General features: G+C 58.2%; 14 protein-coding genes and 4 pseudogenes. 11 read left to right on the forward strand and 7 right to left on the reverse strand.

Going from position 1 to position 17,678, the window contains the following annotated elements:
- Window positions 1-234 precede the first annotated feature (234 nt).
- The 7 genes and pseudogenes from NKH36_RS31695 to NKH36_RS31725 all read left to right on the forward strand — a co-directional run.
- Entirely contained in the window at window positions 235-1,893 is a 1,659-nt protein-coding gene (locus NKH36_RS31695; RefSeq protein ID WP_352963769.1) for a GMC family oxidoreductase, read from the forward strand.
- A 34-nt stretch (window positions 1,894-1,927) separates the two neighbouring features.
- Entirely contained in the window at window positions 1,928-3,088 is a 1,161-nt protein-coding gene (locus NKH36_RS31700) for a glycosyltransferase (protein ID WP_352963765.1), read from the forward strand.
- 428 nt (window positions 3,089-3,516) lie between these two features.
- Window positions 3,517-4,962: an undecaprenyl-phosphate glucose phosphotransferase gene (locus NKH36_RS31705; protein WP_352963763.1), complete on the forward strand. Its 1,446-nt coding sequence runs from the start codon at window positions 3,517-3,519 to the stop codon at window positions 4,960-4,962.
- Window positions 4,963-5,399: 437 nt separating this feature from the next.
- The gene (locus tag NKH36_RS31710) at window positions 5,400-6,572 is read left to right on the forward strand and encodes a PqqD family peptide modification chaperone (protein ID WP_352963762.1); all 1,173 of its coding nucleotides are present in this window, start codon (window positions 5,400-5,402) and stop codon (window positions 6,570-6,572) included.
- On the forward strand, window positions 6,569-7,570 hold the full coding sequence (locus tag NKH36_RS31715) for a nucleotidyltransferase family protein (RefSeq protein WP_352963760.1): 1,002 nt from the start codon (window positions 6,569-6,571) through the stop codon (window positions 7,568-7,570). Before NKH36_RS31710 ends, NKH36_RS31715 begins: the two co-directional genes overlap by 4 nt.
- Before the next feature lie 122 nt (window positions 7,571-7,692).
- Window positions 7,693-7,881, forward strand: a pseudogene (locus tag NKH36_RS31720) (hypothetical protein); the annotation flags it as partial.
- Window positions 7,882-7,900: 19 nt separating this feature from the next.
- A pseudogene (locus tag NKH36_RS31725) lies at window positions 7,901-8,116 on the forward strand (hypothetical protein); the annotation flags it as partial.
- Here NKH36_RS31725 and NKH36_RS31730 read toward each other — a convergent pair.
- The 3 genes and pseudogenes from NKH36_RS31730 to NKH36_RS31740 all read right to left on the reverse strand — a co-directional run.
- Window positions 8,063-8,340 (reverse strand): annotated as a pseudogene (locus tag NKH36_RS31730) (type I secretion system permease/ATPase); the annotation flags it as partial. The pseudogenes NKH36_RS31725 and NKH36_RS31730 overlap by 54 nt on opposite strands.
- An 11-nt stretch (window positions 8,341-8,351) precedes the next feature.
- A pseudogene (locus NKH36_RS31735) lies at window positions 8,352-8,471 on the reverse strand (IS481 family transposase); the annotation flags it as partial.
- A gap of 194 nt (window positions 8,472-8,665) precedes the next feature.
- The gene (locus tag NKH36_RS31740) at window positions 8,666-10,291 is read right to left on the reverse strand and encodes a right-handed parallel beta-helix repeat-containing protein (RefSeq protein ID WP_352963758.1); all 1,626 of its coding nucleotides are present in this window, start codon (window positions 10,289-10,291) and stop codon (window positions 8,666-8,668) included.
- Between NKH36_RS31740 and NKH36_RS31745 the strand changes: the two genes are divergently transcribed.
- The 3 genes from NKH36_RS31745 (at window position 10,272) to NKH36_RS31755 (ending at window position 13,004) form a co-directional block, all read left to right on the forward strand.
- Complete coding sequence (locus tag NKH36_RS31745; RefSeq protein WP_352963757.1) at window positions 10,272-10,598, forward strand: hypothetical protein; 327 nt, start codon at window positions 10,272-10,274, stop codon at window positions 10,596-10,598. The genes NKH36_RS31740 and NKH36_RS31745 overlap by 20 nt on opposite strands.
- Window positions 10,599-11,542: 944 nt before the next feature.
- Window positions 11,543-12,364, forward strand: coding sequence for a LuxR C-terminal-related transcriptional regulator (locus NKH36_RS31750; protein ID WP_352963755.1), 822 nt, complete (start codon window positions 11,543-11,545; stop codon window positions 12,362-12,364).
- Between the two features lie 361 nt (window positions 12,365-12,725).
- Window positions 12,726-13,004: a hypothetical protein gene (locus NKH36_RS31755; protein ID WP_352963752.1), complete on the forward strand. Its 279-nt coding sequence runs from the start codon at window positions 12,726-12,728 to the stop codon at window positions 13,002-13,004.
- A gap of 159 nt (window positions 13,005-13,163) precedes the next feature.
- On the opposite strand, the gene NKH36_RS31760 is transcribed toward NKH36_RS31755, so the two are convergent.
- From NKH36_RS31760 to NKH36_RS31770, 3 genes are all read right to left on the reverse strand, one after another.
- A complete protein-coding gene (locus NKH36_RS31760) occupies window positions 13,164-13,931 on the reverse strand; it encodes a LuxR C-terminal-related transcriptional regulator (RefSeq protein WP_352963751.1) in 768 nt (255 codons plus the stop codon).
- A gap of 730 nt (window positions 13,932-14,661) precedes the next feature.
- On the reverse strand, window positions 14,662-15,318 hold the full coding sequence (locus tag NKH36_RS31765) for a Crp/Fnr family transcriptional regulator (RefSeq protein ID WP_352963748.1): 657 nt from the start codon (window positions 15,316-15,318) through the stop codon (window positions 14,662-14,664).
- A gap of 415 nt (window positions 15,319-15,733) precedes the next feature.
- Window positions 15,734-16,297 carry a DNA-3-methyladenine glycosylase gene (locus NKH36_RS31770; protein ID WP_352963822.1) on the reverse strand — a complete coding sequence of 188 codons (564 nt, stop codon included), beginning with the start codon at window positions 16,295-16,297 and terminating at the stop codon, window positions 15,734-15,736.
- Between the two features lie 378 nt (window positions 16,298-16,675).
- Here NKH36_RS31770 and NKH36_RS31775 point away from each other — a divergent pair, with 378 nt between their 5' ends.
- Entirely contained in the window at window positions 16,676-16,888 is a 213-nt protein-coding gene (locus NKH36_RS31775; protein WP_352963745.1) for a KTSC domain-containing protein, read from the forward strand.
- 623 nt (window positions 16,889-17,511) lie between these two features.
- Here NKH36_RS31775 and NKH36_RS34965 read toward each other — a convergent pair.
- A complete protein-coding gene (locus NKH36_RS34965; RefSeq protein WP_502912156.1) occupies window positions 17,512-17,658 on the reverse strand; it encodes a DUF3606 domain-containing protein in 147 nt (48 codons plus the stop codon).
- Window positions 17,659-17,678 lie beyond the last annotated feature (20 nt).

The following is a 17,678-nucleotide window of genomic DNA, read 5'->3' on the forward strand; positions in this document are numbered from 1 at the left end:
CTTCTTCGGCTAGGTTGTCGTCAGGCATCCCCATTTCCCCCTGTGCGCCAGCGGCGCAGGTTCCCGAAGAATGCATTTCGGCGGCAGGCTTATGGCCGCACAGTACTCCGCACATCATCTCTCCATTCCGCCCGCCGCGGAAGCCCTTCATAAGGCTTAATTCCGATGGGCAAAGTGCCATCTGCCGGATTCCCTGCCATTCTCCGAAGCTGGTAATAAGCGGAGCGCGAGGCGATGTCGGTTGAAGCGGACGTCTTTGACTATGTGATCGTCGGAGCCGGGGCGGGAGGCTGCGTCTTGGCCAATCGTCTGGCGACTGACGGGACCAATACGGTCTGCCTGCTCGAGGCGGGGCCGGCCGACAGCAGCATCCTTCTGCACATTCCGGCGGGACTCTACAAGACATCCTCGAATCCGAAATATGCCTGGCAGTTCGAAACGGAGCCTAGTCCGGGGACGGCTAACCGTTCTATTCCGATGTCGCAGGGCAAGACACTAGGCGGTTCGACCGCAATTAACGGCATGAACTACAACCGCGGCGCGGCTGCGGATTTCGACGAGTGGGCCCTCCAGGGCAATCGAGGCTGGGGCTACGCTGACGTGCTGCCCTATTTCAAGAGAACCGAGCGGAGGCTTGGGGCATGCGATCCGTTCTACCGCGGGACGGACGGACTGCTTCCAGTTACGGACTGCGATTGGCGACATCCACTATGTGATGCATTCATCGAGGCCGCGCTCAATGCCGGTATCCCGCGTAATCCCGACTACAATTCAGCAAGCCAGGCCGGCGTGGGCTACTATCAGCGCTATATCGACAACGGATGGCGCGTGAGCGCAGCGCGGGCTTTCCTACGGCCGATCGCCAGAAAGAAGAACTTGGACGTCCGCACGAACGCGCAGGCCACTGCCGTCCTGTTCGAGGGAAAGCGTGCCATCGGCGTTCGATATGCACGAGGAGGGCCGGGTCATCCCACGAGCTGTGTGAAGGCCCGTCGGGAGGTGATCCTCTCCGCTGGCGCGGCGAACTCACCAAAGCTGCTGCAGCTTTCAGGCGTCGGTGCTGCGAGTGTGCTCTCCGGCCTTGGAATTCCGGTCGTGCACGAATTGCCCGGTGTCGGTGCAAATGTTCAGGACCATTACATCGTCCACCTGATCGCCCGGGTGGAGGGCATCGAAACGGTCAGCGGACATGGCGTCGCCCTCCTGCGCGAGGCAGCGAAATGGATGCTGGGCCGCCCGAACTTTCTCGCCGTCAGCCCGTCGCTCGTCTACGGGTTCGCCAACTCGCGGGATCTTCACTCCACCCCCGATATCCAGCTTGACCTTGCCCTGGGCAATTATACCGATCATGGCGCGCGGCGGTTTCCGGTCATCAAGCTTGGCTACTATCAGTTGCGGCCGAAGAGCATCGGACATGTTCGGGCAGTATCGGCAGATCCGTTTCAAGCTCCGCTCATCCAGCCCAACTATCTCGCCGATGATCAGGACCGACAGGTCGTTATCAACGGCATGAAGACTGTGCAGCAGCTGTTTCGGGCCCCCGAGCTCAGGCGCTACAACTGCACGGAAGAGCTTCCCGGCCCGAAAATAACGGACGACGCCGACCGGCTGCAGTTTGCCCGCGAAATCGGGCTGACCGCCTATCATTTGTGCGGATCGTGCCGGATGGGCCCATCCGACAGTGTTGAATCTGTCGTGGACCACCAGTTGCGGGTCCACGGCCTCAAGGGCCTGCGGGTCGTTGATGCTTCCATCATGCCCTCCGTTCCCTCGGCCAACACTTCGGCCGCTGTCTTTATGATCGCGGAAAAGGCAGCAGACATGATCTTGGGTCGGCAACCCCTCCCGGCACTGGAACACCATGCGCCGGGCCAACCTGCGGCGGCCGAATAGTTGAAAGTCGAACGACAACTGCCGGGAGAATTCCTTGAAGAGACGTACACTGGTTGCCTCTGAATTCAATGCGAAGGACCGGGCTCACTTTGCGTTGGCATATGAGTTTTGCCGCATCGTTGCCGAATGCGAGGATGCCGATCTGATCGCCCCCGGCATCGACAACTACCTGACGAGACACTTTCACGCCATCTTGCCAAAGCACGACTCTCACAACGTCCAGCGTGACTTCAACAGACTGACGAGCGCGATTCGCAAAGGGCTAGGCTTGAGGAACGCACCAACCATGGAGCATGTTCGGCTCACCCAAGACTATGACCTTTTCTTCTTCGTCGCTTGGAGCCCGCAAAGTCTTGTTGAATTGTCTCGGATCCACGACTGGCGCGGCCGCTGCAAGGTTGCTGTCGCGTATCTGTTCGAACTCTGGTCGAGCACGCTCGAAGAGGACCGCCAATATCTGAAGCTCCTGGACCAGTTCGACCACGTGTTCCTTTTGCACAGCGCGTGCATACCGCGCCTGCCTCAATACACCCGCACGCCCTGTTCCTTTCTTGCCACGGCGGTCGACGGCCTCATTGCAACGCCGTATCTGTCGCCGGTCAAACGCGTGATCGACGTATACTCGATCGGCAACCGAGCCGCGAAGGTACACGGACAGCTTCTGAAGCTGGCCGAAGAGCGGGACTTCTTCTATCTCTACGACACGCTCGCAAGCACAGATTCCCGGGTCAGGGACTGGCATGAGCATCGGTTGCTGCTCGCCAATATCATCAGGCGCACACGCTACTTCATGGCTTTCAGTCCAGCGGCACTTGCAAACTCCAAGTCCGTCACGGTTGCCGGCGAGCAGGTGCTGCCTGCCCGTCTCTTCGAAGGGGCCGCGGGCGGCGCCGTCATGCTTGGGACCGCGCCGCAATGCGCCGAATTCGGCGAGCACTTTGACTGGCAAGACGCAGTGATCGAGGTATCACCAGACTCGAGCAGTGTCGCAGACGTAATTGGCGAACTCGACGCAAACCCCCGCCGCACAGAATTGTTGCGCCGAACAAACGCGGTCCGTTGCCTGGAGATGCACGATTGGGTTTACCGTTGGGAGCACATCCTTGTCACGATCGGAATGGAGCCGTTCCCGCGACTCCACATTCGCAAGTCCCTGCTGCAACAGATCGCCGCCGATGCGATGGCGCTCGCCTAGCTAGACGATCAGGCCCGAAAGTGGGAACCGGTTTCGGGTTCGGTGCTCAAACGGTGCGGCAGTTCCGAACCGGTTGCTTCCGTCGGAGCGTCCGCGGCTCCAGAGCTGCGCGCGAGAGCATTTCATTTCGAGGTACTCCGAAGGGCTAACAGGCGCCGGAAGCGGGCAAGGAAAGGTCGTGTGTCCGCCGGCTCTGCCCTTTGGGATTAGAGCTTATGCCGAATTGGATTCGCACAGTGTCGCTGCCATTCTCTCAACTCCAGAACCGAGTGCTAGCGCAGCCACGGCAATCGAACTTCGCGTGAAGGGGCAACGACCGCAGGCGGCGGATTCAGTCAAGCTGGGCATTTTCGGCGGTTTTCAGCCGAGGAGGGGGCGGTCGTCACGACGTTGGTGGATGGATGCGGCTTTGAACGCAGGTGAACGTCATGGCACTTCTTCATGAAGCCCCCCGTGCGGGCGCCACGTCAAACGCACCGCGGTGGAACGTGCCCCTCAAGGTCAATGTTCTTCTGCAGTCGTTTCCGCTTCTCGAGTCAACGTCCGTCGTGCTGGTCAGCATCGTCTCGGGAATGGTATATGATCTTGTGAGTTTCGGATATTTCGGCGAGTACGGCCGGAACTTCGGGCTCGGTGTTGTTGTAGCCGCCCTTTTTTCGACTTCCGCATATGCGCGCGGCCTATATCTGAGTTCCGAGCCGCGGTCGCTGGCCTCTCAGATCAAGGAGGTCGTGCTGATCTGGACGGCGGTCTTTCTTTGCCTGTCGGTTGTGGCGCTTGCACTCAAAGTGGGAGACATATTTTCGCGCCAAGCCGTCATGCTGTTCTTCGTGACAGGACTTGGCGGCATCATGTTGGTGCGCTTGGGCGCCGGACGACTGTTTGCGTCCTTGACCAGGTCGGACATGCTTGCCAAACCGCAAATAGTGATCGTAACGCAATCGGACGTGCGCGTGCCAAGTGGCGTAGTCCAGGCAATCGAGGCTTCCGGATGCGACGTCTGCCAAACGATTACATTGCCGGCGGCATCCAGCGAGGGGTCGCTGCTTGAGTGTATGGATAAGCTCATTGAACATGTGCGTCGGCGTTCTGTCGACGAGATAGTCCTTGCTGTCAGTTGGGCTGACATATCCCTGATTGAGAAAATCACGGCTCACCTTTGCGTGGTTCCGGTACCCGTAAGGCTCCTTCCGGACCACGTCGTTAGCGCGCTCTTGAAGCGACCTGTCGTCAACCTGGGGGGGACGAGGGCGATAGAACTGCAACGCGCGCCCCTAACGGCCCCTCAGCTGCTTACGAAGCGGCTCTTCGACGTTGTGCTGACCACTGCCGCCCTTCCATTTCTTCTGCCTCCTCTGGCCGTCGTAGCGGCGCTGATTGCGCTCGAATCCAGGGGGCCGGTGCTCTTCTGTCAGCGTCGGGCCGGGTTCAATGGCCGCACGTTCAAGATCTATAAGTTCCGAACGATGACGATCCTGGAGGACGGGCCTGTTGTCCCTCAAGCCTGCAGGGGCGATCCCCGCGTCACCCGCGTCGGGCGCATATTGAGAAGGTTCAGTATCGACGAGATTCCGCAGCTGTGGAACGTGCTGAAGGGCGACATGTCGTTGATAGGCCCACGGCCGCACGCGCTGGCGCATGACAGCGAATACAGCCAGATCATCTCTCTCTATCCGGCTCGGCACAAGGTGAAGCCGGGGATCACCGGGTGGGCACAAATAAATGGCTGCCGCGGCGCGACGCCGCATGTCCACATGATGATCAAGCGTGTCGAACACGATATGTGGTACGTCAACAACTGGTCGGTCTGGCTCGACGTAAAGATCCTACTTCTGACCATCCCCCGCATCTGGACGGGGCGAAACGCCTTCTAGCCCAACTTTGCCGACTCGAGGCCGCTGGAGGCGATTTTGTGTGGCAAGTGATTAATTTGCAAGGAGTGGCGGCTGGCAAACAACCCCATCAATTAACTGCCAAGCGACACCTCACTCGGAAAAGCGAACCTCTTCTTCGACGCTATCAGTTGAATACGACTTTGGGTGAGGCTCGACACCATGAGATGTGCGGCTCTACTCCCAAAGGCGCTGTTACAGGACATCTGAATGCAAGCGATGATCAGTGCGAAACAAAGCGACCGCTCAATGCATAACCTGCGACTTCAAGCAAAAGTGCCCGCACGGCAACCGCGTTGGCAAGTTACCGCTATGGGAGCGGAGAGGAATGCTATAACTCGAGCGATTGACGAAGATCGTGTCTCTCTGGTCGTGAGTTCCACTCGAATCGAACGATCTCCACGCCCAGACAAACGAGGATGACGGCTTCTGTGAGTCCGCAACAAACCCGAACCACTGACCGAACTGCGGGGCCTCCCCTTGCCGAGTATGCTACGGCGAGGTTAGTTCCCCAAGGGCGGCTTGCATGCATCAAAGGGCAAAATATCCTGCTCAGTTCAACGCAGGGGGTAGTTTTTGCGCTCAATGACACTGCGGCTGATATCTGGCGCTCGCTTGAAGAAGGCGTGCCGGTCGAGGCTATCTTGGGCGAGATGGCAGCCCGTGGCGTTGATAGGCAAGAGGCCTATGGCTATGTCGAGGCTGCCCTTCGAGACTGGGAACGGCTCGGCCTAATCCAGCCTGCTCCACCGCCGTGCCCAACCGCAGCTCATCAATATATCTGCCAGGTCGTTGCTATTCCAGGCGTGTGTGTGCGCATACTGTATCCGGCGGCCGTCGCCTTTCCGGCTGCGGCCGTATTTCAGCATCTCGAAGTTCGAAACAGGGCCGTCGACGTTCTATTCCATCTGGTTGAGCGTGGGGAGCGGATCCACCTGTTCCGGGATGGCCACTGGACTGATTCCTGTGGTCGAGACGAGATACCCATTATGGTCAAAGGACAACTGCTGGCCGAAGTGCTTGGGCACAGTGAATATGAGCTCGCCCTCCATGCGGCGGCGCTGTTCAAGAACGGCCGCACGCTCCTCCTTTGTGGTAACCCTGGCTCGGGCAAGACGACGCTGACCTTGGCGCTGGTCCACGCGGGGTTTGGCTTCGCGGCAGACGATGTGACACTTCTTGACTCGGCCGGACAGGGTATCGGCCTTGCTTTTGCGCCTGCAGTCAAATCGGGATCATGGTCCATTCTCGGACAATATTTCCCCGAACTCGGCAGGTCTCCGGTTTACCGGCGCCCCGATCGCAGGCGCGTGCGCTTTCTTGTGCCTAAGGATCATGTCCCTCCCGTTCCCCGGCCCGTGGGCTGGGTGGTCTTGCTCTGTCGGACGCAGGATGCCAAACCTTCCCTGCGGGTGATTGACCCGACCGACATCCTGGGTGGCTTGCTGAACGGCGCCTTTGCGCGGAATAGAGAGGTAAGCAGCACCGCGTTCGACGTTCTTTGCCAAGTCATCCGATCGGCACAGGGCTTTTGCCTGACCTATGCCAAATTGGATGACGCGTTGGAACTGCTGAAGGCGGCGTGCCGATGAAGCCCACCAGGGATGCGCTCGAGGCCCTGATCGCGGGACTTAGCGGCCGCCTGTTGGTAACGGCCGACTGGCAGGCGGTAATTGCACTCGCCAACCACACTCTGCTTACGCCCGTCTTGTTCGCCACTCTTGCGCACACGGGCCAGCTTGACCGGCTCCCCGAAGACGTGGGCCAGTATCTTCAGTTCATTTACCGCTGCAACCGGGAACGCAATTTGCGCTTGCGCAGGCAGCTGAATGAAGCCGTTGCTGCCCTCAATCAGGGGGGCGTCGTTCCGGTCCTGCTCAAAGGGGCCGTTCCCTTGTTCCTTTCGTCGAGCGGCAGGGTTCCCGACAGGATCATGAGCGATCTCGACTTGGCTGTGGAAACGGCCAAAGAAGGGACTGCCCGGGCTTGCCTTGCCAAGCTTGGCTATGTCGAAGTGGCGGTCGCTGGTGGCATGGCGCGCCCGCAAGACGTCGGTCTCCTGGAGCTCCGGCCGTACCGGGAGATTGACCGCGAGTCCCCGAGGCTTGCCCGCCGTCACGGCCTTAGGGCGAAAATCCCCGCCCCACAGTCGCGGGCCCTCCACTGGATCATGCATGATCTCATCAAGGAGGCGGACTACTGGCGCGGGAGGACCGACTTTCGCCACCTTTATGATCTGGCACGGCTGGCGGAACAGCATAAGCTGGATTGGGCGGTGCTCCGAACATCCTTGCCCGACCAGAGCGCGCGGAACGCGTTCGATACTCAACTCCTGGCATTGAGTCACTTCTTTGGCGTCAGAGCACCGGCGCAATATGTGCGGCGCCCATTGGTTCGCTTTCAACACTGGCGGCGTGTCTTCCCCTTGTACCATCCCGTCCTCGGCGTTCCATTGCGCCTGGTCGGCAATTCGCTGTGGGGTATGTGGCGACTCCTACATGGCGATGGCTTGGGCCGACGGAGTCCGCTCGACTTTGGACGCCGCGCCACTAGCATCCTCCTTGACGGCGATCTCGGGTCAAAAGTGTAGTAATACTTAATTTCCTGAATTGTATCTTGATGGCGCGTTGTCTTCACGAGTCGCATATGTCAGATTACGGCGTTAGAGTTGTGATTCACTGGCCGGGAGTCAATTCGATGAAGAGCGGTTCGATGAAGAGCGGGAAGTATTCCAAAGGAAAGACAGATAAACTTGTCCCGGAAGAACAGGCACGTCGTGAATTTCTCAAGAATGCCGGGCGTTTTGCTGTTGTAACACCTCCCTCCATTGCTCTGTTGCTTGGCACGAGCTTGAACTCGCAAGCTATTGCCAAGTCGCATGGATCGGGCAGCAAGAAAGGCTTCCGCAAGTCTGGCCGCAAGTCGTGAGCCCTACTACGAGTTGAAAGTTTCCGTACAGGTCTCTCAGTTCCGCGAGAAACTTAGGCCCCGCATGCCGGCGGAGGTGATCGTTGCTACCGGCGAGCGGATCGTGCTGTCCTACTTGGGTCTGAGTATCCGTTCGACGAGAAGCCATGTCTCGACGAGAAGCCATGTCGCGCAATCGCGACGCCGGCGACCCCTGCGCCGACGATGACGCAGTCCACATGTCATAGCCCTCGGGCAGGTCCAGGATGAATCGTGAGCGCCGGCGAGCGAAGCCGCTGCAATGACGCGCTCCATGGGCATAGCCAGATCAGCGAGCGCGATGTTCTCGCGAAAGGACCGGTTGAAGAGCACGTTCTCTTGCAAGACGACGCCGATCTGGCGTCGAAGCCAGGTTAGGTCGACCATCGCCAGATCGACGCCATCGACCAGCACCACAGGCCAGCTCGCTTCGACACACCATGGGGCCTGCGCCGCGAGGGCTTGGGAAAGACGTCCTCGATGATGGAAAGAGCCAGTTCCTCTCGACGCCACGGCGTCAGACGGGCATTCTTGTGGATGTTCATTCGGACCCTCCGGTGAGTGCTGAAGCGTAGTAACTCCAGTCTCCTCGTTCGTCCGAATGGACAACCTGCAGAAAGCTTACAACTAGAGTCTGTTCCATCCCGATGGCATCGGGATGGAACTCCATGCTGTTTATCCAGTCCTTGTTTGGCCGCGGCGAGCCCCTCGCGGGATGTTATTTCCCCGCGTAGCTCGTTCAGGTCACAAAGAACGAGGTTGCCGTAATCGACGGACCTGGAGAAAGAGTGGCGAACTGTGTTTGAGACGCGCCGCCTGTCCCGTCGCTGTCGAAGGAGAGCGCTCCAGTCGAACTGTTGTAGATGATGTGATCGGAGCTATCATGCGCAGCCTTACCGGCAAAGAAAGCGTCGGATGTGAGCCTGCCCAACTCAAGCTCGGCAAAAATCGCGTCGTCGAGGTGGATCTTGTTCTGGGACGGGTTGAAGTCGGTGACCTTGTCGACATTGCCGTTGCCAAGGGCGCTATTGAAGACGAAAATGTCGTTGCCGCCAAAGCCGCTCAACTTATCGGCACCGCCGCCGCCGTTGATGACGTTGGCGCCGGCATTGCCCTGCATGGTTTGAGCCAATTCGTTGCCAGTCAGGTTGATTGCGGTGGTGCCGGCATCCTTCGTGGTACCAAGGACTTCAATCGACGAGCCGGCTGAGAGCGCATAGCTCACAGAGGCCCACACCCTGTCTTGACCCTGGCCAGAGGACTCGACCACCTCGTCGCCGACGTTGTCGACATAGTATTCGTCGTTGCCGCGATAGCCGATCATCGTGTCGGCACCAGTTCCCCGAAGTACATCGGCGCCGCTGGTGCCGTACAAAGTGCCATCGCTGGTGCCGCCGGAAGGAGGGACGGTCCCAGACCCAGTCTCGGTCCCAGACCCAGTCCCGGTCGTGCCAGTGGTCGGGGGAGTGACGTTCGCGTCCGTGACAGTGTCGCCGCTACCTGCCCAGGCGAACTGGTTATCGACGTGTGCCATTGGGGTGGCGGCGGCATCCTCCTGCACGTCGGCTACGACCGCCTTCGACTTGTCCCAAATGATGTTGTTGGGATTGCCGGGGTTGGTGTAGCTCGAGTTCAGGACGCTGACCCCGCCGGAGCTGACATTCCAGATCAGTCCATTCGACGCGGAAAGCCCGCGGCCCTGATCCTCGTTGATACCGTCGAACGACCTCGTGTCATCGAAGGTCACATCGCTCGCGTAGGACGAGAACGCGCCATTGCCCTGATGGATGGCGTCAACGTTCTGCACCCTGCCGCCGGTCGATCCGTTCTCGAACATGACGCCGACGCCGGTCACGGAGTTGTTACCGTCGATCACCCCATTTGAGATCGTCGTATTCGGGCTGCCATATACCGAGACGATGTCCTCAGGATGCGAACTGCCGGCGTCGTTGACGGCATAGAAGTCGGTTAGCGAACTATTGCCCGAGTTGTTGAACTGGACGAACTGACCGCGCGGCATTGGGCCATGGAAGTCGTAGCCATCGACGTGCGAAAGATCCGCGCCGGGCGAGTTCAGGAGATAGATGCCAGTCGAGCCTTCCCGCACCGTGGTGTTATGAACGGTCAGGTTCGAGGCGTTTTCTGCATTGATGTTGTTGATGTTCGGGCTCGTCTCGGGGTCGATTCCCGCCGGCGGGTCGGCGTTGATGACCTCGGTGTTCTCGATCGTGACGCCGTTTGCGCCCGATACCATCACCCCGTCGCCTTCGACGTGATGAATACGACAATTGCGCAGGATGACATTGTCGTGCGTAATCGTGACCGCGTCCCCGTTGGTGACGTAGATGTCAAGATTTTCAATCACCTGGCCATCATACTCCGATTGGATCGGTGTAGTGGTGTGGGTGAGACCCTGCGCCGGCTGCGTGGATTCCGTCGACGCGGAAGCGGTGGAAGTGGGAGCCTCGGTCGTCACGGTCGAGATCGGGCTCGACGCGGCTGTCTCCGTCGACGTCGCGGAAGCGGTGGAAGTGGGAGCCTCGGTCGTCACGGTCGAGGTCGGGCTCGGCGCGGCTGTCTCTGTCGTCGCGCGTGAGTTGCTCAACAATTCTGAGTGTTTCCACAGTATTCCCTTGTCGGAATTCATCGACTTCATGTGTTTCTCCAGTTAAAAATATTAATCACCATAAGTATCTCGAAGGACACTCGTCGACAATAAACGATAATTTATCGTCCTAACGAAACTCTGCTGATACAACCAGAAGTTTCGTCTGGGGGTATAATGCTAACCTTCATGACCACAATACGGCGTGGATGAGGCTATACTGAGACTCTCCCGGGCGATCGGCGCTGCGTTCAAGCTTGCGCCTACGTCGGATTGCAAACGTCGTCTAGTATCTCGGATCACGTGTGACCTTACCCCCGGGGGGCAGGAGACAAGGTCATGCGTGCTAGTCGGCCAACACAGCATGAGCGTTACCGACACAGTCCGGCACGGCTCGAACAGGTGGCCTACGAGGGCTATCCCGAACTCGGCTACAATTAGCGCCTGACCGACCTGCAGGCCGCCATCGGCGTGAGCAACTGCAACGGCTTCCCGCACTCGTCACGCGGCGGAACGAGAGAGGAACGGACCGATGTCTATATTTTTCGCTCGGAATTGATCTTGGCAAGAACGTCTGCAGCCTCGTCGGGCTCGACGACACGGCGCCGTGGTTCTGCGCCGTCATTCTGCTACGTGGATGACCTATGCACGGCTTGACGCGCCAGATGAATTAAGCTGCGAACATCGACGAAGAGGTAACCATAAGCAACTGGCCGCCTCATGTTTTTCTTTCATCGTCCCGCGGGAAACCAAGCCCCGGTAACCCTGATGGCCGCGCATCCGGCGCCACGATGGCCGCCGCCCGGAGCAGCTGAAAACCACTGCTCGTGCCATTCCCCAACGCCTCAGCTTTGAGAAATCCGGATACGCCTCGACGATGCTGCCCTACGCCTAATGAGGGTGTTTTGGTGTAGGGTCTTCCTGGCGTAAGGTTAAAAAAGAAACTATGAGGTTGGCGCGTGGAGTGCCCTACTCGACGCGTGTACCTCAATCGCGCCGGAGCGAGAGGCAATGATGACAAGACAATCTTTTATAACAGTACTTGTCGGGCCGAGCGAGTTACTCCGAGAAGGCCTTAGTCGAATCCTGGGCGCGGCAAAGTTTCGCGTTCTTTTCTCTGCGGCTTGTGTTCACGATCTTCTACAGAAGCCGCTAGCCCAGCACCGGTCCATCTTGCTCATCATAGATGTCGGCGGTACTGATGCGGATGCTGAATTCGCACAAATTGCAGAATTTAAAGCGATCTATCCGACCAGCCATGTCGTCGCGCTAGCCGATCACTGTCGATCGACCGATATAGTTTCAGCTTTTCGTGCGGGGGCTGACGGGTATTTGACAAAAGTCGCTGCTTACGACACCTTCATCAAAGCTCTCGAATTGGTTATGCTAGGGCAGACGGTGTTACCTGCCGAAACTTCGACGTTTATTCAAGATATAAGGCGTGGTCTGAAACATGATGCGGCAGCTGATGAGTTAACAAATGTGGCTGTTAAAGTGGATCATGAGGATCAAGAAATATCAATTTTGTCAAATCGGGAAAACTGTATTCTACGTCGCTTAATCGAAGGGGAGTCTAACAAAGCCATCGCGCGCGAGATTAACATTGCCGAAGCTACGGTGAAGGTACACGTCAAGGCCATCCTTCGAAAGATTCGGGTCCGCAACCGTACACAAGCTGCCGTTTGGGCGATGAACCATGGCATACTTACTCCCGCGTCTGGCAATGCCTCGTCGGGGAACGAAAAGATGGCAACTCAGCCGTCTCACCATCCGCACGATCCACTTGAAGCACAAAAGGGGTACCTCTTTCTCGATAATCATCATCCGAACTGACCTGCTAACTCGTCTTAGTATATCGTCATTCGGGCTGGTGCATTCGCTTTGCCAAAGCTTCGCCCTGATACGAGGCTCTGCGATCAAGAACGCATAGGCTCAAATCATCCCCCGACGATGGTAGCGAGCGGTGGAGACGGGCACATCGCAGGAGCCCATGAGGTGGACCCCGCCAGTGGGGCCACGGACCCGGCTTTTGTATTGGAAGCGGCCGTCTATCGTCTGCTCCGAATAGTGGTGGATCAACGAATTAGATCGAGTGAAACGGCTTGAACTCACCGCGTGATCTGATAACAAAAAGGAAACACATACAAAGCTTACGGGATTTTACTACCATTTTGAAGTCGAGGGCTTTATCAAAGTGGGCAAAGCAATAATTACTTCTGGATTTTCGTTCAGCGAAGTGCGGATCGGAACGGTCGAGGGCGGAGAATCGGGGGTTCTGGTGTGGAAATGCGACCAACTGGTGGCGGTCCTCACCCAGATCGACGAGGAAGCCTACTCGACGAAAGGCAAATGGTTTCTCGAGACGGGCTTCGGGTTGCTAAGCGGGCAGCACAAGAATTTCGATACGATAGAGGAGGCCATAAGATGGGTGGGCAGATACACCTTCCCTGAGCCTGCTTACACTGCAGATTGAGCGACCGATTCCCAGGCAATTGATCCGAGTCCAAGGTCAGCTGGGCAATGCTGCCGATCGTGCCAAGACCCACAACGGAGATCCTCCGACTTTCACGATCTAAATGATTGGAACCAACAAGTCGAACACGGCCCACCGATTCACCCAAGGCGGGCCGTGTTATTGCTTGGGTTCACTCTTAAGCCAGAGTTCCTCGAGAAGATCGTTAACCTTGTAGGCGACTTCCGTGCGGTTAGTCGCCTTCAGCTTCTTCATGATATTGCGGATGTGGACTTTCACGGTACTTTCGCGCAGATTCAGTTCGTGGGCGATGATCTTATTCGCCTTGCCGCGCCGGAGCGCTTGCGCAACCTCAGCCTGCCTGAGCGTGAATATGCCTGTCAAAGGCTGCCTGTCGCGGCTGCCCGAATCTATCAGGTGCCGCATGGAAAGGACACTGCTCGCCGGCACGAAGATGCCTCCCGCCGCCGCAAGGTTGATCGCCTCGACACAGACATCGATGCCGACCGAGGTCGGAATGTAGCCGCGTGCGCCGCACTCGAGAGCAGTCAGTATCTGCGCAAGGTCTTCGGTGTCGGCCAGGATGACCACAGGGACTGATTTGAACTCGGACGAAATATGACTGATCTCGTCTGCGATGCCACGATCGGTGATCTTCCGGCCGCCAAGGTTGAAGAGTATGGCTGCAAGGGGAGGGGCCGAACCCTTCCTCACGCGCCATTCATCGATTGAACCCATGGCGGCGACCTGCATACCGAGTTCGTGGTCCACGAGAGCCGAGGCAAGACACTCGCGGTCTAGCACCCTTCCGTCCAGGATAAGGAGGCATTCCCTGCGTGGTGGTTCGCGGACGCTTTCCGTTCCGCTGGACGGAACTCCTGACCGATTGGCCGAAGCGTTATTATGCAGTCCTGCTGTCGAACCCATACTAATCCTCCCCATACAGCCGCCTCGCGGCGGCCGATTAGTCTCCTCGTTTCCAGCATTTGAAGTTTGATAACCCAACCGTTGTGAAAGCTGACGCTCGATGCCCCCCGCTTTGAGTCTCTAGCAGTTCTTCGCACCCCCTCAGCGAGAACAGCTTGGGCAGTGTAAGGTCTATTTATAAGCAGTCTCTAACATAGGTTGCTTTTTCGGTAAATTTCGCCGCAAACGGACGTCAAGCTAGAACCCCAGGGCGCGGCAATCTGGCTGAAGACGCAGGGATGCGACGGCTTTAGCCATCTCATGCCGCCCGAAGTCGAACGACGATCGGGATCGTGCCTGCGGATTCCTGAAGGTGGTGGTTGACGCGTCAGGTGCGAGAACACTCGGTGGATCTGCCGCAGTGGGTGGGGGCACTTGCACTTATTCGGCGGCACGCTCTCGCCGCGCGATAGGCCGTGTCGCCGTCGGTCATGATGATCGGGCCTCTTTGCATATTGCTCAACACGAACGACGTTAAGTTCCGCCCGGCCCCGTCCTTCACCGCACGCCGGATGGGGATACCGTGTGGTCGAGATATATCACTGCCCCGCCAGGCCGCGCACGACCAGTTGGCCGGAACTGTTCCAGGGACGGCTCGAGGGTCGGTGTTGGGCAACGATATCAAAGCGCTGCGACCTGGCCATCGCGTTTTCCGGCGGAAAATTTGCGTTGCCGCTCTAGAAGATAGCCGTTACCTGAGATACTCGTTGTCAAATCCGGCTATTTCGACCAGCTTCTTGCGGTTGATCACCTGTACATGGCCCGCCTTGAAAGAGACGAGATCGGCCTTGCGGAGTTCCCCCAACGTTCGGTTGACGTGAACGGTGGTCATTCCGAGGATGTCGGCCAGGTCATATTGCGTAAGGGGACACTCATATCTTCCATGGGCCGACAAGCCAACCATGGAGAGCCTCTCCTCCAACTCGAGCAGGAAATGGGCGGTGCGGCTCATCGCGTTCCGCCGCCCGGTATTCATGAGATGTTCGGCAAGGATGGCGTTCAGACGGGCCAGGGAGCAAGCGATCTTCTTCCCGAGGCGGCCTTCCGACAAGATGGCTTCGACCAGTTCCTTACTGCGAATTTCATAAACAGTTAGTTCAGTTACGGACGCCAGCGATGCTAAACGTGGTCCGTCCACAGAACGGAACCCGACAATGTCCCCGGTGAGGGGAGTGTCGATGATCTGCCGTTCTCCGTCCAGGAGCCCGTGATAAAGGATGGCCCAACCCGATTTTACGATGAATATCTCATCGTTGTCGTCATCCTGGCGGCCGATCACCGAATGGGGTTTGTAGGTTTTTGCGGTAACACCGAGAAAATCGTTGTTCCCCCAATCGTTCTTCGACAACGTCCCCCCTATGGGATGCGAGCGCATGAACTGCCGTAGTGTCTGCATGAAGAATCGCGAGTTTGCTTCTATTTCCGCACAAACTACAATAATTGCCCCGGGACGAATTCGACAGAACGACCTCCTACCGTAGGGGTAGGCTGGCCTACTGTCCTCGTCTGTTTGAATGAGGCAAATTGCGCTTAGGACGTGGCAGGGCCAGGCTCCTTGTTGAAGAAGCCTGTGACGCACTGTCCCCGCCGAACGACGCTCAGTGCGGGCGCGCGCGGCAACCTGATCGTGACCTCTACCTCACCGCGCGCGACCATCCCGCCCAGCGGGTTCGTTTTCCTGGCCCATACTCGCGGACCGCGAGACCCCGCATATGGCTAATTACCTGTAACCACTCCCTGGCAATTACTCGTGCAGACGCAACTCAGAACTTGCGGCTCAAGTACGACGAGCCTGCCAGTCCGATGCGCCACTCGAGATCGACAGCCTTGGAGATGCCGACCCGGTGTCCCGTTAAGACGGAGCTGGTTCTTGCTCCTGATGGCAGCCTGAACTGGAACGGAAGCTCGTCCAGTGGCAGCCCGTCATAAGATGCATCGACAGCAAGCGCCTGGCAAAGGCGACCGGGTCCCGAACAAAGAAATCGAAGGTCATCAACGCCGCGATTGGCCCGCATCAGGTCGAGCTTTGATTGCGGTTCGATTGCGCGCACGAGGACAGCACTACCGGGAAGGCAGACGGCATTCAGGCACCAATGCAGACCATAGGAGCGATAGACGTATGCGCTCGCTGGGGCGCCGAACATTGCGCTGTTTCGCGAAGTCCGACCGCCAAAACTATGTGAGGCTGGATCATCGGCGCGATAGGCTTCCGTTTCGACGACGATCCCGCCCAGGCCGTGCACAAGAAGCGTGGCGCCAATCATGTCGCGAGCGACAACGCAGGCGTCCCGGGCAAAGAACTGGCGGTCCGTGATCAACGGCTGCACTAGATCTCGACCGCACCGAAACATGGGGCGAACAAGAACATTCCCGCTCCGGCTGCAAAAGGCCAAACCACCAAGGCCAAACTCGCGATCATCAGCATCGCGGCGCTTCCTGCTGAACTCGGATAGGTCTGATCGCCTATGTATGAGCGTCGACTGGCTATTCAACAGCGCCTGGCCCAAGCGGTCGAGTGATTGGAAGTTTGAAGTTCGCTGCCGGCGTAGAAAGTGAGACCCGGAAGAACCGTGCCTGCTGCCGCGTTTGCATGCAGCAATGCGTTAGGTGGCCCGGAGCAAATCCTCGTGCGCTGCTCGGGAGCAACACTACGAAGGAACGTGACAGGCTCTGCGATCGTTGAAGACTTTTGCTCGAGCCGTATCATGCCATCGACCTCGATACGAAAAATGGCCTACGATCCCGACAGCAGAATCCTCTCGGTATGGTTCGTGGCCAGCGGCAAACGATATGAGTTTGAGGACGTGCCGCCGGATACCTTTGCCGCGTTCAAAGCCGCCTTTGCCAAGGGCCGCTACTTCAACGACCACATCCGCAATCACTTCCGCTATCGTCTGGTTGGACCGGGCACCGACTGAGCAGCATCAGCGGACGATCTCTTTTGGCAGGGATGCGGCTCATTCGTCGTGGCCGTCCGGCCAGCCCTTTGGCGAGTCAAGGTCGAACATCGGAACGAAAGGCGGATTCGCGACTTCTACTGAGGCTCGCGACCCTCCACCTTGAAACTGCGAGATACGGCGACGTATATCGCGCCGCAAGGCTCGCTCGGCTGAGGCAGCAAATGATCCGGCACATCAAGTGCACTGACGCTCAAAAAGTCGAGCAAGCGCTGGCTAAGTCTGGCCGAAGCAAACGCACCCGTGGACCGGCTCGCGCGGCATCAGTAGGGCTGCGCTTATGTGCGCTCACGCCCGACGACGTAAGGAAGGCCTCGAGGCTGCTGCCGAGGAGGAGGAGGGGTTGCTACGCACGCCCTCCAATTAGGGCTCACTTCGCGTGCGCGCTGTTGTCGCACACTTTCAATTCACAGGCTGCAGCGGTTGGTGCCCCGGCTTCGCATGGTGAAGCACCTGGCCAAGATCGCGCATGTCGAAATCCTGCCCGCATAGGGGGAAGTGTTTGAAATGCTCCGCCGCGGGCTTGATCGGCCGGTCGTGGTCCCTGACTCGTAATCCCGCGCCTTTGTTGTTCGTCCGGCATCTCACTTCTGCTCCCGCAGCGCCCTTGCGGCTTTTGTCAGAGCAGACCGATCATTACCGTTTCTTTTGATCAGCCTGCTGACCTGGCTTGGCGAGATGCCATTCTCTCGCGCGAAATGTTCTACCTCGTAATACTCGTCGACCGACAAACGATTCTGATTGTCTTCCA

Origin of the sequence: Mesorhizobium sp. M1312 (genome assembly GCF_040318115.1) — a bacterium.
In the GTDB taxonomy this organism is placed as follows: domain Bacteria; phylum Pseudomonadota; class Alphaproteobacteria; order Rhizobiales; family Rhizobiaceae; genus Mesorhizobium.

What these genes read in the sequence shown, in the direction of transcription:
- NKH36_RS31760 (WP_352963751.1), bottom strand. Translation starts at nt 13,931, where the DNA reads ATGGGTTCGACAGCAGGACTGCATAATAACGCTTCGGCCAATCGGTCA.
- NKH36_RS31710 (WP_352963762.1), top strand. Translation starts at nt 5,400, where the DNA reads ATGACGGCTTCTGTGAGTCCGCAACAAACCCGAACCACTGACCGAACT.
- NKH36_RS31750 (WP_352963755.1), top strand. Translation starts at nt 11,543, where the DNA reads ATGATGACAAGACAATCTTTTATAACAGTACTTGTCGGGCCGAGCGAG.
- NKH36_RS31705 (WP_352963763.1), top strand. Translation starts at nt 3,517, where the DNA reads ATGGCACTTCTTCATGAAGCCCCCCGTGCGGGCGCCACGTCAAACGCA.
- NKH36_RS31715 (WP_352963760.1), top strand. Translation starts at nt 6,569, where the DNA reads ATGAAGCCCACCAGGGATGCGCTCGAGGCCCTGATCGCGGGACTTAGC.
- NKH36_RS31775 (WP_352963745.1), top strand. Translation starts at nt 16,676, where the DNA reads ATGCCATCGACCTCGATACGAAAAATGGCCTACGATCCCGACAGCAGA.
- NKH36_RS31695 (WP_352963769.1), top strand. Translation starts at nt 235, where the DNA reads ATGTCGGTTGAAGCGGACGTCTTTGACTATGTGATCGTCGGAGCCGGG.
- NKH36_RS31745 (WP_352963757.1), top strand. Translation starts at nt 10,272, where the DNA reads ATGTCAAGATTTTCAATCACCTGGCCATCATACTCCGATTGGATCGGT.